The organism is Thiothrix litoralis, assembly GCF_017901135.1.
GTDB lineage: Bacteria > Pseudomonadota > Gammaproteobacteria > Thiotrichales > Thiotrichaceae > Thiothrix > Thiothrix litoralis.
The window spans coordinates 576,403-590,586 of the sequence record NZ_CP072801.1 but is presented as its reverse complement, the minus strand read 5'-3'; the positions used below and the strand labels follow the sequence as shown (position 1 = coordinate 590,586).

Below are 14,184 nucleotides of genomic sequence, written 5' to 3'. Positions count from 1 at the left end.
AGACTTTGCCCCCTTATTCAACCTGAAATGCACACGATGAATCAGGAAATTTTTGATACCTATATCGCCCAAGGCTACAACCGCGTTCCTGTCCGCCGTACCATTCTGGCAGACCTTGATACCCCGTTAAGTGCCTACCTCAAACTCGCTGATGCGCCCTATTCCTACCTGTTCGAGTCCGTACAGGGCGGGGAAAAATGGGGACGTTATTCCATGCTCGGCCTGCCAGCCAAAACCATCATCAAAGTGTTTGGCCTGCGGGTGGAAGTGCACCGCGCCCATCAGCCCATCGAAGCCTTTGACGTAGCTGACCCGCTGGTGTGGATCACCAAATTCCAGCAGCAATACAACGTACCCGACATAGAAGATTTGCCGCGATTCAACGGCGGGCTGGTCGGCTATTTCGGCTACGAAACCATTCGCTACATTGAAAAAAAGCTGGCGCAGGGGCGTGAAAAGCCCGACCCGATTGGCACGCCCGACATCGTGCTGATGGTGTCGGATGAAGTCGTGGTGTTCGACAACCTGCGCGGTGAATTGCACTTGATCGTGCTGGCGGAAGCGGGCGGTTTCCAGCAATCTCAGCAACGCCTCGACGCACTCGAACGCCAGTTGCAGGAAGCCCGTCGCCTCTACCAACCCGCCCCCACAGCGACCAAGGTGGAAGAAAGCGACTTCATTTCAGGCTTCACCGAAGACGGTTTCAAGGCTGCGGTACTGGCTGCCAAGGAATACATCAAGGCCGGGGATGTGATGCAAGTGGTGCTGTCGCAACGCATGAGCATCCCGTTTGCCGCGCCGCCGCTGGATTTGTACCGTGCTTTGCGCCGCCTCAACCCCTCGCCGTACATGTACTTCCTGAATCTGGGCGATTTTCACATTGTCGGTTCCTCGCCGGAAATTCTGGTGCGCCTCGAAGATGACATTATTACCGTGCGCCCGATTGCAGGCACGCGCCGTCGTGGCGACACCGAACAGCGTGATCAGGCACTCGAAACCGAACTCCTCAACGACCCCAAAGAACTCGCCGAACACCTGATGCTGATCGACCTTGGGCGCAACGATGCGGGGCGTGTCAGCAGCATCGGCTCGGTAAAACTCACCGACAAAATGATTGTGGAACGCTATTCGCACGTCATGCACATCGTTTCCAACGTCACCGGGCAACTGCTGCCGGGGCTGGATGCGATGGACGTACTCCGCGCCACCTTCCCCGCCGGAACCGTCAGCGGTGCGCCGAAAATCCGCGCGATGGAAATCATCGACGAACTCGAACCCGTCAAACGCGGCGTGTATTCGGGCGCGATCGGCTATCTGGCGTGGAACGGCAATATGGATACCGCCATCGCCATCCGCACCGCCGTCATCAAGGATGACGTGCTGCACATCCAAGCGGGCGCAGGTATTGTCTACGACTCCGTGCCGCAATCGGAATGGGACGAAACCATGAACAAAGGCCGTGCGGTATTCCGTGCCGCCAGCGCTGCCCTGTCCGGCCTGAATGGCAAACACAAGTGAGAAAGGAGTAGACTATGCGCGTCTTAATGATTGATAACTATGACTCTTTCACTTACAACATCGTGCAGTATCTGGGCGAGTTAGGGGCGAAAGTTCAGATCGTGCGCAACGACGAAATCCCCGTCGAAGCCATTGATACCATCGCCCCCGACAAAATCGTGCTGTCGCCGGGGCCTTGCACACCAACGGAAGCGGGTATTTCCATCCCCACGCTGCTGCGTTTTGCGGGCAAAATCCCCATCCTCGGCGTATGCCTTGGGCATCAGTCCATTGGGCAAGCCTTCGGCGGCAAGATCGTCCGTGCCAAAGAAATCATGCACGGCAAAACCTCGATGATTCACCATAAAGGTGTCGGCGTATTCAGCAGCCTGCCCAACCCACTGGAAGCCACCCGTTACCATTCGCTAGTGATCGAACAAGCCAGCCTCCCCGACTGTCTGGAAATTACCGCCTGGACAGAAACCGCCGATGGCAAGCTGGATGAAATCATGGGCGTGCGCCACAAAACCCTGCCGGTGGAAGGTGTGCAATTCCACCCAGAATCCATCCTCACCCAATACGGGCATGACATGCTGCGGAATTTTCTGGATGGAAAATGAAGAAACCCCTCCCAACCTCCCCTTGTCAGGGGAGGTGAGAAAAGGCATTCTCACTGCAACGTGATACGGGAGTCGCATGATGTCGCAGCCACAGATACAACACTACACAACGGAAGCCGAATACCTCGCGTTTGAAAACGACGGGGAGATACGTCACGAATACGTGGATGGGCAAATTTACGCAATGGCAGGGGCAAGCGATAAACACAATCGTGTCACGATGAATGTTGGCTTCCATCTGCGCCGCCAAACGCGTGGCACGCACTGTACGACGTACCTCAGTGATATGAAGTTGCGACTGGACAGTGGACGTTACTTCTATTACCCCGATGTCATGCTGTGCTGTGATCCTGATGACAATATCGGCGGGTATTACCGTGAACAGCCGTGCATCATCGTTGAAGTCGCCTCACCCTCCACAGTCAGTACCGACCGCCGCGAAAAATTACGCAATTACCAGCGCATCCCCAGTCTGCGTTATTACTTGCTGATTTCACCCGAACACGTTCAAGTGGACTATTACCAGCGCAATGCCAACAACCAATGGGAAAAAGCCGCGCTCGACACGGGCGAAGTGTTGGCTATACGTTGCGGCGATTCCACGCTGCAATTAACACTAGAAGATATTTACGAAGATATGGGATTTTTTCTTCAATGAGCAATATGACTGCTGAACCCGCTACTCTCCTCCGCCGCGTTGGCGCGATCATTTACGACACCGTGCTCGCAGGCTTCAGCGTGGTGATTATTGCTGCGATTCCCGCTTACGCTTTCACAGCGCTGACGGGGGTAAAAGTGCCCGCTATCATCATGATGTTGGTGTACACCGCCATGACCTACGGCTTCTTTGGCTGGTTCTGGACGCACGGCGGGCAAACGCTGGGAATGCGGGCATGGAAAGTGCGCGTGGTGACAGAAACAGGGCAAGCCATCAATTGGCCACAAGCCCGCTCGCGTTTTCTGTGGGCTATCCTCAGTTGGGCAGCCTTATGTATCGGCTTTCTCGTCTCATTATTCGACCCGGAACGCCTAACTTGGCATGACCGCTTTTCGCAAACCCGTTTGGTGAGAATCCACAAGAAATAGCCCTGCTAATCAGCCTGCTGGTTTCGGCGCTAAAAAGCCCAGATTACGCACCTGAAACGCCCCTTGTTTGCGGTCGTGGAAAAAGCACTCCAGCGTTTTGCGCACCGAGGGGAACGCCAGCTCATTCCAAGGGATTTCATGCTCATGGAACAATCGCGTTTCCAGACTTTCCACCCCCGGTGAAAAATCATCTGAGGCCAGCTCGCAGCGGTACAACATGTACACCTGATTGATGTGCGGGATGCTGATCACCGTGTACAAGTGCAAATCGCGCAGCTTGGCATTGGCTTCCTCATGCGCTTCGCGGGCAGCGGCCTGGTCGGTAGTTTCACCGTTTTCCATGAATCCGGCGGGTAATGTCCACAAACCGTAGCGCGGCGCAATCGCCCGGCGGCACAGCAGCACCTGTTCGCCCCACACAGGCAACGCCCCCGCCACGATTTTAGGGTTTTGATAATGAATCACCCCGCAAACATCACACACAAAGCGCATTCGTTCATCGTTTTCGGGAATCTTCAAACTGACTGCTGCACCGCACTCACTGCAATAATTCATGTTTTCTCCTGAAATAATGGTATCCTACCCGGCTTAATTTTCTGTTGTGCTGTTTATACCATGAAACCCGTTCTCGCACTGATTGGCCGCCCCAATGTTGGCAAATCCACCTTGTTTAACCGTTTGACCCGCTCACGTGATGCGCTGGTCGCGGATTTTCCCGGCCTGACCCGTGACCGTAAATACGGCACTGGCGAACTCAACGGGCGCAGCTACATGCTGATCGACACGGGTGGTTTAAGCGGTGAAGAAGTCGGTATCGACGAACACATGGCGAAACAAACCCGCGCGGCGATGCAGGAAGCCGATGCCATCCTGTTCATCGTTGATGGCAAGCAAGGGCTGACTGCCGCTGACCAGCAAATTGCGCAAGACATCCGCGTCATGAGCAAACCGGTGTTCCTGCTGGTCAACAAGATCGACGGCGTGGACGCGGATCAAGCCGCCACCGAATTTTACGGCCTCGGTTTTACCCAAGTCTTCCAGATTGCAGCGGTGCAAGGGCGCGGCGTCACCGTGCTGATGACCACAGTGCTCGACTCGCTCGGCGCGGGCTTCGATGAGGAAGAAGAAGAGGAAGACGATGGCAGCATCCGCATCGCCTTCGTGGGTCGCCCGAACGTGGGTAAATCCACCCTGATCAACCGCATCATGGGCGAAGAACGCGTCATTGCGTTCGACCAACCCGGCACAACCCGCGACAGCATTTTCATCCCGTTTGAACGCGATGGGCAACGTTACACCCTGATCGACACCGCTGGGGTACGCCGCCGCAGCCGCGTGGATGAGACCATTGAAAAATTCAGTATTATCAAAACGCTGGATGCCATTCAACGGGCGCACGTCGTCATCATGCTGGTGGATGCACACGACACCATCGCCGATCAGGATGCCCACTTGCTGGGGCTGATTCTGGATGCAGGCAAAGCGCTGGTACTCGCCGTCAATAAATGGGATGGCATGGAATCCGATGACCGCGACTGGATCAAGCAACAGATTGAGGTCAAGTTGCCCTTCCTGGATTTCGCAGAAAAGTATTTCATCTCCGCACTGCATGGCTCTAATGTTGGCTTACTGTATACCGCCGTGAAACGTGCTTACGATTCCGCCATGCTCAAGGTACCAACCCCACGTTTGACGCGGATTTTGGAAATGGCGGTGCAACAGCACCAACCACCGCTGACCCGTGGACAACGCATCAAACTGCGTTACGCCCACCAAGGTGGCAGCAACCCATTCCGCATTATTATTCACGGCAACCGTACCGATTATGTGCCGGATATGTACACGCGCTACCTGAGCAATTATTTCCACAAAACCCTCAAACTGGTGGGCAGTCAGGTGCGCATTGAGTACAAGGGCGGCGAAAACCCGTATGAAGGCAGACGCAATACCCTGACCCCACGTCAGGAACACAGCAAAAAACGTCTGGCTGCACGTATCCACAAAATCAAGAAAAGCGAGAAGAAGAAAAAGCGCTAAGTTGACATCCTCCCCTCCCTAAAGGAAGGGGATTCCTACTGCATTCAGCTAGATAGCTGACTGACTTCGGCGGGTTCCTGCTTCACAGAGCGGCTTAAGGCCGCATCTCCACAGGCTAACAAGCGGTATCCCCGCTCTAAAACATTGATCGCGCCGACATGATCGGCGTTATTTTCGTAATGGCATTGCACACACACAAACCGCGCTTGCGTCTGACGATTATCCGCCGCTACATGGTGACATTCGGGGCATTCCTGACTGGTGTAATGCGGTGGCACAGTGAACAACATGCCGCCTTTCCATGCCATCTTGTAGTCGAGTTGCCGTCGAAATTCACCCCAGCCTTGGTCGAGAATGGCTTTGTTTAAGCCAGATTTCTGGGCAACGTTTTTACCGGGGTTTTCCGCTGTGCCTGCCGCTGACTTGGACATATTCCGTACCTGCAAATTTTCGATGAACACTAGCGCGTGGTTTTGGCTGAGCGTGGTCGTCGCCTTGTGCAGGAAATCGCGGCGGGCGGTGGCGATTTGCGTGTGAATTTTTTGGACGTTGGCTTTCGCTTTTTTCCAGTTGTTGCTGAACTTTTGCTTGTGCGCCATGCGCCGTTGGTATTTGGCGAGTTTGGCGGCTTTGGTTTTGAAGCTGTTGCGCGGTTCGAGGTACGTACCGTCGGAGAACGTGGCAAAACGGGCTATACCAAGGTCGATACCGATGGCTGTCGTGGCTTGAGAGGCAATTTTTTCCACTTCCCGCTGAGTTTGGATGCTGACAAACCATTGGCTGCCCTTGCTGGAAACCGTGACATTGCGCCGTTCTCCCAGCACATCGCGGCTGTTGCGGTAGCGTATCCAGCCCAGTTTCGGCAAGAAAAGTCGGCTATTACCTGGGTCGAGCTTGATTTGTTTGGGGTCAGGATAACGGAAGCTGTCACCGCTGCCTTTACGCTTGAAGCGGGGGAAATCAAGGTGTTTTGCCATTGCCACGTAACCGATGAATTTTCACCCGCTTCATGATTGGCTTGCTGCAACGCTAACGCCTTGTTGTAAACGAAGCGGCATGACCCAGCAAAACGGCGTAGTTGACGCTGTGTTTCACCATTGGGCATGAGTTCGTATTTGAAGGCTTGTAGTCGTTGCATCTTCGGAGTGTAGCTAAACAAGAGCGGCTTGAGTGGGTATTCTGCGTTAAACTGCGCGGATTATCCGACAAAACTACCGAACATAGGGCGGCTTCGCCACCCGCGCTATCCTCCCCGACCTGAAGGACGGGGTTTGCCGCGCAACCTGATCAGGTGAGTAACAGTTTCAGCGATACCAACAGCGAAACGGTGACCAACACCGGGCGGATCAAGCGTGTACCGTGCTTGACCGCCATGTGTGAACCGATGTAACTGCCGATGATTTGCCCCACGCCCATCACCAAGCCTACCTGCCAGAGGATATGCCCGGACAGCGCGAAAAACAGCAGTGATGCAATATTGCTGGTGAAATTCAGCAGCTTGGTATTCCCGGTCGCTTTAGGCAAACCAAAGCCCAGCAGCGTCACATAACCCATGGTAAAAAACATGCCCGCACCGGGGCCAAAAAAGCCGTCGTAAAACCCTGCACCAAACCCAACCGTCATCGCGAAAATCGTGGGCGTGGTCACTTGATGCTTATCCATGTCGCTGATTTTGGGTGAAAACAGGAAATACAACGCAAACACAATCAACAGCGTCGGAATCGCTTTCGCCAACAGGCTGGAGTCGATTTGCTGCACCAATAAGGTGCCGCACACCGAACCGAAGAACGTCAGCGCAATTGCCAGCTTCTGGCCTTTCACATCCACCAGGCCGTGGCGGGTGTAATTCAGCGCTGCGGTCGACGAGCCAAAACTGGCCTGCAATTTGTTGGTCGCCAGCGTTTCCAACGGGCTAAAGCCCGCCCACAGCAAGGCGGGAATGCAGATCAGACCACCGCCGCCACCGATAGAATCTACCCAACCAGCAATTATGGCAATGACGAACAGGGCTAACAATAATTCCATAAAATACAGTAGTTTTTTGCTTAAGGAGAACGCAAGTGTATCCCTTTTCTCACAATGCAGCGTAAAATTGCTTCCCAAATCCCCAAGCCCGCTTAATCAACACGGATGTCACCCATGCTGCTGAATCTTGAAAAGCCCTACACCGGCAAATACGCCCTCCATCACCTCGGATTCCGCCCCTTCTTCCTCGGCGCAGGGCTATTTGCCGTGCTTGGCATGATCCTGTGGGCGGGCATTTACGGCTTTGGCTGGTCAGCCTTGCCCGCTGCTTACCCCGCCATCACATGGCACGCGCATGAAATGGTGTTCGGCTATGCCGTCGCCGTGGCTGCCGGTTTCCTGCTGACCGCCGTGAAAAACTGGACGAATCAGCAAACCCTGCACGAAACACCGCTACTGGTGTTGGCGGGCGTCTGGGCAACGGCGCGATTGCTGCCGTTTCTGGGCGTACCGTTAATCGTCATCGCCGTGGTCGATACGCTGTTTTTGTTATGGCTGACTATCGCGATGGCACGCCCGATTATTCGCAGCAAACAGTGGAAACAACTGGCGCTGGTGGGCAAAATTGCTCTGCTGGTTCCCGCCAATATCGCTTTCTATCTGGGTTTATTAGGCTATTGGCCGGAAGGCGTAAGCGTCGGCCTCTACTCAGGTTTTTACATCATTCTGGGGCTGATATTCACGATGGGGCGGCGCGTTATCCCGTTTTTCATTGAACGCGGCGTTGGTTGCCCCTTCACAGCACGCAACGATGTGTGGGTAGATCGCCTCAGTCTGCTGTTGTTTCTGGTGTTTGCGATTGCCGATGTAGTAGCCTTGGCAACGGGTAATGCACTGGCGGGATTACTCAGTGGCGTGCTGGCGCTGGTACAGGTCGTGCTGCACAGTTTCCGGCTATTGGGTTGGTATCACCCCAATATCTGGGGAAAGCCGCTGTTGTGGTCACTGTATCTGGCCTATGGCTGGCTGATTGCAGGCTTTTTACTGAAATTTGCCTATTTGGCCAGCGGCGGTGTACCGGTGTGGATTCATGCTTTCTCCTACGGTGGTATTGCGATGATGACCGTGGGCATGATGTCGCGGGTTGCCTTGGGGCATACCGGACGTGATGTGGCGGAACCACCGACGATTCTGGCGGTCATATTCTTGCTGCTGTTTGCAGGCGCCTTCATCCGTGTATTGAATATCTGGCTTGTACCAGAGTTCTACGCGATGTGGATTCTAAGCGCACAATTTCTGTGGATTGCCGCGTTTGTACTGTTTTTGTGGCACTATGCGCCTATGTTGATTAAACCACGTATAGATGGACGTTACGGCTAAATATGAAAAAAATCATCCTCCCCCTGCTAGTCATTGCCATTGCTATTGGCTTAGGCAAATTCATTATCGCCACAGGGCCGGAGGCTGATAAACAGCCGCAGGAAATACCGGCTACCGTCGTCGATGCGCAAACCTTGAAGTTGCAGGACTACCAAGTCGTCCTCAAAGCATCCGGCATTGTGCGGGCGCATACCCAAACCAATCTGGTCGCGGAGGTTTCCGGCAAAGTGCTGGAGATTTCCCCTAACTTTCAGGAAGGCGGTTACTTCAACCAAGGCGACACGCTGCTGAAGCTGGATGCTGCCAACTATACCAACGCCATTACCATTGCCGAGGGCGACCTTGCGCAAAAGCAACTGACCCTGCAAGAGCAACAGGCACAAGCCAAACTGGCGCAACAAGACTGGAATTTGCTGGATAGCAGCCGCAACCGTCCCCAAAGCGACCTCGCCGCCCGTCGCCCACACATTGCAGCGGCACAAGCGGCCATCAATGCCGCCGAAGCCAAGCTGCAACAGGAAAAGCTCAACCTTGCCCGCACCCGCATCACCGCACCTTACAGCGGGCGAGTACAAGAAAAGCGCGTGGACGTGGGTCAATACGTCAGCCCCGGCACCGTGCTGGGAATTATTTACGCCACCGACGCACTGGAAGTGCATTTGCCACTGTCACTGGCGCAACATGCCTTGCTCAATATGCCCGAAGCCTTCCGCAATAAAGCGGTTGATGCCGCACAGATGCCCACTGTCAGCTTCCACCCCACCACCGGCAATGCGCAGGATGAATGGCCAGGCCAAGTGGTACGCAGCAGTGCATCCCTCGATGAAAAAAGCCGCCAGATCACGGTGATTGCCCGCATCGACAACCCTTACGACGCCCGCGAAGGCATCAGCACTCCGCTGCGCATCGGCCAATACGTCAGTGCCGCAATTCAAGGCAAGCTGTTCAACAATGTCTACGTTTTGCCACCTTCAGCGGTGCGCCAAGGCAAAGAAATCCTGCTGCTGCAAGACGGCAAGGTGCTGGTACAAGCGATTGACGTGGTGTGGAGCACTGAAACCGACGTTGTGATCCGCAGCGCAACCGACCTGAACGGCAAGCGCATCATTACCACGCCACTACCGCAGGCTACCACCGGGCAAGTCGTGCAAGTAGCCGGGGAGAAACCGCAGAAACAAGCAGCCGAGGTCAAGCCATGATTGCCTGGTTCGTCCGCAACCCGGTTGCCGCCAATATCCTGATGATCATCATCATCGTGATGGGTACGTATTCCGCCCTCAAACGCATCCCGCTGGAAGTCTTCCCCGAATTCGCGCTGGATACCGTCAACATCACCGTGGCCTACCCCGGTGCTACCCCGTATGAAGTCGAGCAAGGGATTATCATGCGGGTGGAAGATGCCATTTCCGATCTGCAAGGCATCAAGCAAATCTTCAGCGATGGCTCGGAAGGCTCGGCGCAAATGCGGGTTGAAATTGACCCGCAATACGACGTAACCGAGTTGGTCAACCAGATCAAAACCCGCGTGGATGGTGTCACCAATCGCCTGCCCGCCGATGCCGAACGCCCGGTGGTCGAGCAACTCACCCGCCGACGCGAAGTCATCAGCGTCGCCATCGGCAGCAATGTACTCTCCGAAACCGAATTGCGCCTGCAAGCGGAAACCATTCGCGATGAAATGTTACGTCTGCCCGGCATTACTCAGGCCGATCTCGGCGGGGTACGCCCGTTTGAAATCAGTATCAGCGTCTCGCAGGCGACCTTGCGCCAATACGGCTTAACGCTGGATACGATTGCCCAAGCCATCCGCAACGCTTCCCGCGACATTCCCGGCGGCACGGTCAAAACCACCGGCGGTGACATTCTGGTGCGCAGTTTGGGGCAAGCCTACAAGCGCGATGATTTCGCCAATATCACCATCCTCAGCAATGCCAACGGCTCACGCATCCGCTTGGGGGATATTGCCAGTATCAACGACGGCTTCAACGAAGACGAACTTTATTCGGAATACGACGGGCAAAAAGCTGCCTTCATCAACGTGTACCGTGTCGGCGACCAGAACGCGATTACGCTTGCCAACACCATCAAGGATTACATCGTAGAACGCCGCCGCAGCCTGCCACCCGATGTCGTCTTAGACTATTGGCGCGACAATTCCAAAACCATCAAGGCGCGGCTTTCCACGCTGACCTCCAGCGCGATGCAAAGTGGGGTGCTGGTGTTCTTGGTATTGGCGTTGTTTTTGCGGATTGACCTCGCCTTCTGGATCATGCTGGGTATTCCGATCAGCTTCCTCGGCGCGTTGTGGCTGATGCCGGAACTGGGCGTCACCTTGAATCTGGTGAGTATGTTCGCCTTCATTTTGGTGCTGGGGATCGTGGTCGATGATGCCATTGTGACCGGGGAAAACATCTATTCTCACCTCAAACACAACCACAATGATTCCGTGCGAGCCGCCATTGAGGGCACTCAGGAAATCAGCGTGCCGGTCACGTTTGGGGTAATGACTACCGTGGCGGCATTTTCCCCGTTGTTGATAATGGCGGGTGATCGTGGGCCAATCTTTGCACAGATTCCGTTGATCGTGATCCCGGTGCTGCTGTTTTCATTGATCGAATCCAAGCTGATTCTGCCGGTACACTTGCGCCACCTGCATTTACGCCGGGATGATGAAATCGGCTGGCTGACCCGTTTTCAGCGCAAGTTTTCGCACGGGCTGGAGCAGTTTATCCTGAATTATTACCGGCCTTCGCTGGAAAAAGCCCTGAACTGGCGTTATCTGGTAATCAGTATTTTTATCTTGTTATTTATCCTCAGCCTGACCATTCCGATGAGTGGGCGCATGAAATTCACCTTTTTCCCACGTATTCAGGGCGAATACGTCACCGGCACGCTGCAAATGCAGGAAGGTACGCCGATTGAAGTGACGACACGTACCGCTGAGAAAATGGCCAAAACCGCGCAGGCATTACAGCAAAAATACATCGAACCCACCACTGGCGAGAGTATTATTGAACACATTCTCGTCACAGTCGGTGCAACTGGCTCGTCAGGCAGACGTGGCGAAAGCACCGGCAAATCGCACCTCGCCAGCGTCACCTTTGAAATCACCGCGCCGGAACAACGCACGCTGGCGGTTAGCGGCACGGCCTTGACCAAGGAGTGGCGCAATCTGATCGGCCCGATTCCCGGTGCACAAGAACTCAGTTTCCGCGCGGAAATCGGGCAAGGCGGCAGCCCGCTGGCGGTGCAATTACGCGGCAATGATTTCGAGGAAATGGCGGTGGTTGCCGACATTATCAAAGCCAAAATGGCGGAATACGACGGTGTATTCGACATCAAAAACAGCTTTGAAGGCGGCAAGCAGGAAGTGCAATTACGCATCCGCCCCGAAGCCGAACAGCTTGGCCTGACCCTTGGCACGCTGGGTACGCAAGTGCGTCATGCGGTCTTCGGCGCAGAAGCACAGCGGGTGCAACGTGACCAGTCCGAAGTCAAAGTCATGGTGCGTTACCCCAAGGAAGAGCGCTATTCCTTATCTGACCTGCAAAACCTGCTGATCCGCTCCCAGGATGGCGCTGAAATCCCCTTGAGCGAAGTCGCAGACATCACGCTGGGGCAAGGCACACCCAAAATTTCGCGGGTAGACCGCCAGCGCGTGATCGACATTACCGCCGATGTGGACAAAGGCAAGGTCAATGTCCCCAAAGTGGTCGCCGACCTCAAGGCATGGCTGCCGGAAATATTGGCACAACACCCCAACGTCGGCTATGACATGGAAGGCGAGCAGAAAGAACAGCGGGAGTCGATGGGTAGCCTGATGATGGGGCTGGGCTTCGCGCTGCTGGCGATTTACGTGTTGCTGGCGATTCCGCTGCAATCGTATGCGCAACCGCTGGTGGTGATGAGCGTCATCCCGTTTTCCATCATTGGCGCGTTGGGCGGACACGCCCTGATGGGTATGGATTTAAGCATCAGCAGTATGTTTGGATTGCTAGCGCTGTTCGGCGTGGCGGTGAATGACGCGCTGGTCATGGTTGACCGCATTAACCGCAAACTTCAGGAAGGTCTGGCGGTAGCGGATGCGGTACGCGAAGCAGGCGTGACGCGGTTCCGCCCGATCCTGTTGACCTCGCTGACCACCTTCGCGGGGATGACGCCGCTGATTCTCGACAAGACCACACAAGCGCAATTCCTAATCCCAATGGCGGTGACATTAGGGTTCGGGATTCTGTTTGCGACCTTCCTCGCGCTGTATCTGGTTCCGGCGCTGTATTTGGTGAAAGAGGATGTCGGGCGGGTGTTTCACAGGGGTACAGCCACACCCCATTAAACCCAAAACTCCTACTAGAAATATCAGCCCCTTAACCAGCATGTTAGACTGATGAAATAAGTCAGAACATCAATGCATTACCGCTGTTTGAGGAGGTCTTCCCATGAAATACATACTGCCTATCACACTGGCGTTGCTGGTTGGATCAGCCTATGCCGCCGAACCCGCTGGCACGCCCACCCAGCTCGAAGCTGGTCTGGTCAACCCCGGCGCTATCGACAAACCCGCGTGGTTTAAAGAATCCTTCCTCGACCTGCGTGACGACATCAAGGAAGCCAGCGCCGCCAACAAGCGCGTCGTGCTGTATTTCTACCAGGATGGCTGCCCGTATTGCGCCAAGCTGATTCAGGACAATTTCGGCAAACAAAGCATCACCGACAAGACCCAAAAGAACTTCGATGTCATCGCCATCAATATGTGGGGCGACCGCACCGTCACCGACGTGGAGGGCAAGGACACCACTGAAAAAACCTTCGCCGCCGACCTGAAAGTGCAATACACCCCCACCATGCTATTCCTTGATGAAACTGGCAAGGTCGTGCTGCGCGTCAACGGCTATTACGCCCCCGACAAGTTTGAACTGGCACTGGATTTTGTCGCCGGAAAACACGACAAGGCAGGCAGCTTTAAAGACTACTACACCCAACTCAAAGCATCCGGCAAGGCCATTACAACCGCCGCAACCACTTACACCCTGCCCGGCGCATTACCGCAACCGCTGCGCCTGCAAGGCGCCCACCAGGATAGCAAGCGCCCCCTGATGGTGGTATTCGCACAAAAAGACTGCGAAACCTGCGACGAACTCTACAACGACATTTTCAAACGCAAAGAGCTGGCATATTCCCTCAGCAATCTTGATCTGGCGCAAGCTGACCCGGACGACACCACCACCATCCAAACCCCGGATGGCAAGAAAATGACACTCGCCGACTGGGCAAAATCACTGGAAATCAAATACAGCCCCAGCCTGCTATTCTTTGATGCCGACGGCAAAGAAGTCTTCCGTACCGAAGCCTATTTCAAAGCCTTCCACACCCACGGCGCAATCGACTACGTTGTCTCCGGCGCATATCAGTGGATGCCCGAATTCCAGCGTTACCTGCAACACCGCCGCGAAGCCTTAGCAGAACACGGCTTCCCCGTCAACTTAATGGAATAGCGTATAACTCATTGAATTATATAATCATTGCATGGAAAATCATTGTTGATTTTATCAAAATAATCAATAGACAAACCCTTGCAAAATGAAGATAATAAATGATAATT

Annotated in this window: 12 protein-coding genes and 1 pseudogene; 9 read left to right on the top strand and 4 right to left on the bottom strand. The window is 54.6% G+C overall.

The features are described 5' to 3' along the window. Positions 1 to 36 precede the first annotated feature (36 nt). The 4 genes from trpE (at position 37) to J9253_RS02825 (ending at position 3,203) form a co-directional block, all read left to right on the top strand. On the top strand, positions 37 to 1,518 hold the full coding sequence (gene trpE, locus J9253_RS02840; protein WP_210223218.1) for an anthranilate synthase component I: 1,482 nt from the start codon (positions 37 to 39) through the stop codon (positions 1,516 to 1,518). Positions 1,519 to 1,532: 14 nt separating this feature from the next. Beyond that, complete coding sequence (locus tag J9253_RS02835; protein WP_210223217.1) at positions 1,533 to 2,117, top strand: anthranilate synthase component II; 585 nt, start codon at positions 1,533 to 1,535, stop codon at positions 2,115 to 2,117. A gap of 76 nt (positions 2,118 to 2,193) precedes the next feature. After that, the gene (locus J9253_RS02830) at positions 2,194 to 2,775 is read left to right on the top strand and encodes a Uma2 family endonuclease (protein WP_210223216.1); all 582 of its coding nucleotides are present in this window, start codon (positions 2,194 to 2,196) and stop codon (positions 2,773 to 2,775) included. Then, a complete protein-coding gene (locus tag J9253_RS02825) occupies positions 2,772 to 3,203 on the top strand; it encodes an RDD family protein (protein WP_228291487.1) in 432 nt (143 codons plus the stop codon). Before J9253_RS02830 ends, J9253_RS02825 begins: the two co-directional genes overlap by 4 nt. A gap of 9 nt (positions 3,204 to 3,212) precedes the next feature. On the opposite strand, the gene J9253_RS02820 is transcribed toward J9253_RS02825, so the two are convergent. Continuing rightward, complete coding sequence (locus J9253_RS02820) at positions 3,213 to 3,758, bottom strand: NUDIX hydrolase (RefSeq protein WP_210223215.1); 546 nt, start codon at positions 3,756 to 3,758, stop codon at positions 3,213 to 3,215. Positions 3,759 to 3,818: 60 nt separating this feature from the next. On the opposite strand from J9253_RS02820, the gene der reads away from it, so the two are divergent. Further along, positions 3,819 to 5,240: a ribosome biogenesis GTPase Der gene (der, locus tag J9253_RS02815; RefSeq protein ID WP_210223214.1), complete on the top strand. Its 1,422-nt coding sequence runs from the start codon at positions 3,819 to 3,821 to the stop codon at positions 5,238 to 5,240. A gap of 44 nt (positions 5,241 to 5,284) precedes the next feature. Here der and J9253_RS02810 read toward each other — a convergent pair whose 3' ends face one another. The 3 genes and pseudogenes from J9253_RS02810 to J9253_RS02805 all read right to left on the bottom strand — a co-directional run bounded on the left by J9253_RS02810 (position 5,285) and on the right by J9253_RS02805 (position 7,265). Then, a complete protein-coding gene (locus J9253_RS02810; RefSeq protein WP_228291486.1) occupies positions 5,285 to 6,217 on the bottom strand; it encodes an RNA-guided endonuclease InsQ/TnpB family protein in 933 nt (310 codons plus the stop codon). Positions 6,218 to 6,300: 83 nt separating this feature from the next. Then, positions 6,301 to 6,345, bottom strand: a pseudogene (locus tag J9253_RS21265) (hypothetical protein); the annotation flags it as partial. A 182-nt stretch (positions 6,346 to 6,527) separates the two neighbouring features. Further along, on the bottom strand, positions 6,528 to 7,265 hold the full coding sequence (locus J9253_RS02805) for a TSUP family transporter (RefSeq protein ID WP_210223212.1): 738 nt from the start codon (positions 7,263 to 7,265) through the stop codon (positions 6,528 to 6,530). 114 nt (positions 7,266 to 7,379) lie between these two features. On the opposite strand from J9253_RS02805, the gene J9253_RS02800 reads away from it, so the two are divergent. From J9253_RS02800 to J9253_RS02785, 4 genes are all read left to right on the top strand, one after another. Continuing rightward, positions 7,380 to 8,585, top strand: coding sequence for an NnrS family protein (locus tag J9253_RS02800; RefSeq protein WP_228291485.1), 1,206 nt, complete (start codon positions 7,380 to 7,382; stop codon positions 8,583 to 8,585). A 2-nt stretch (positions 8,586 to 8,587) separates the two neighbouring features. Next, positions 8,588 to 9,784 (top strand): efflux RND transporter periplasmic adaptor subunit, encoded by a 1,197-nt coding sequence (locus tag J9253_RS02795; protein WP_210223211.1) that lies wholly within the window; start codon positions 8,588 to 8,590, stop codon positions 9,782 to 9,784. Continuing rightward, positions 9,781 to 12,918 (top strand): efflux RND transporter permease subunit, encoded by a 3,138-nt coding sequence (locus J9253_RS02790; RefSeq protein WP_210223210.1) that lies wholly within the window; start codon positions 9,781 to 9,783, stop codon positions 12,916 to 12,918. The genes J9253_RS02795 and J9253_RS02790 overlap by 4 nt, the downstream gene beginning before the upstream one ends. 103 nt (positions 12,919 to 13,021) lie before the next feature. Beyond that, positions 13,022 to 14,077 carry a thioredoxin family protein gene (locus tag J9253_RS02785; protein ID WP_210223209.1) on the top strand — a complete coding sequence of 352 codons (1,056 nt, stop codon included), beginning with the start codon at positions 13,022 to 13,024 and terminating at the stop codon, positions 14,075 to 14,077. The last annotated feature ends 107 nt before the right edge of the window (positions 14,078 to 14,184 follow it).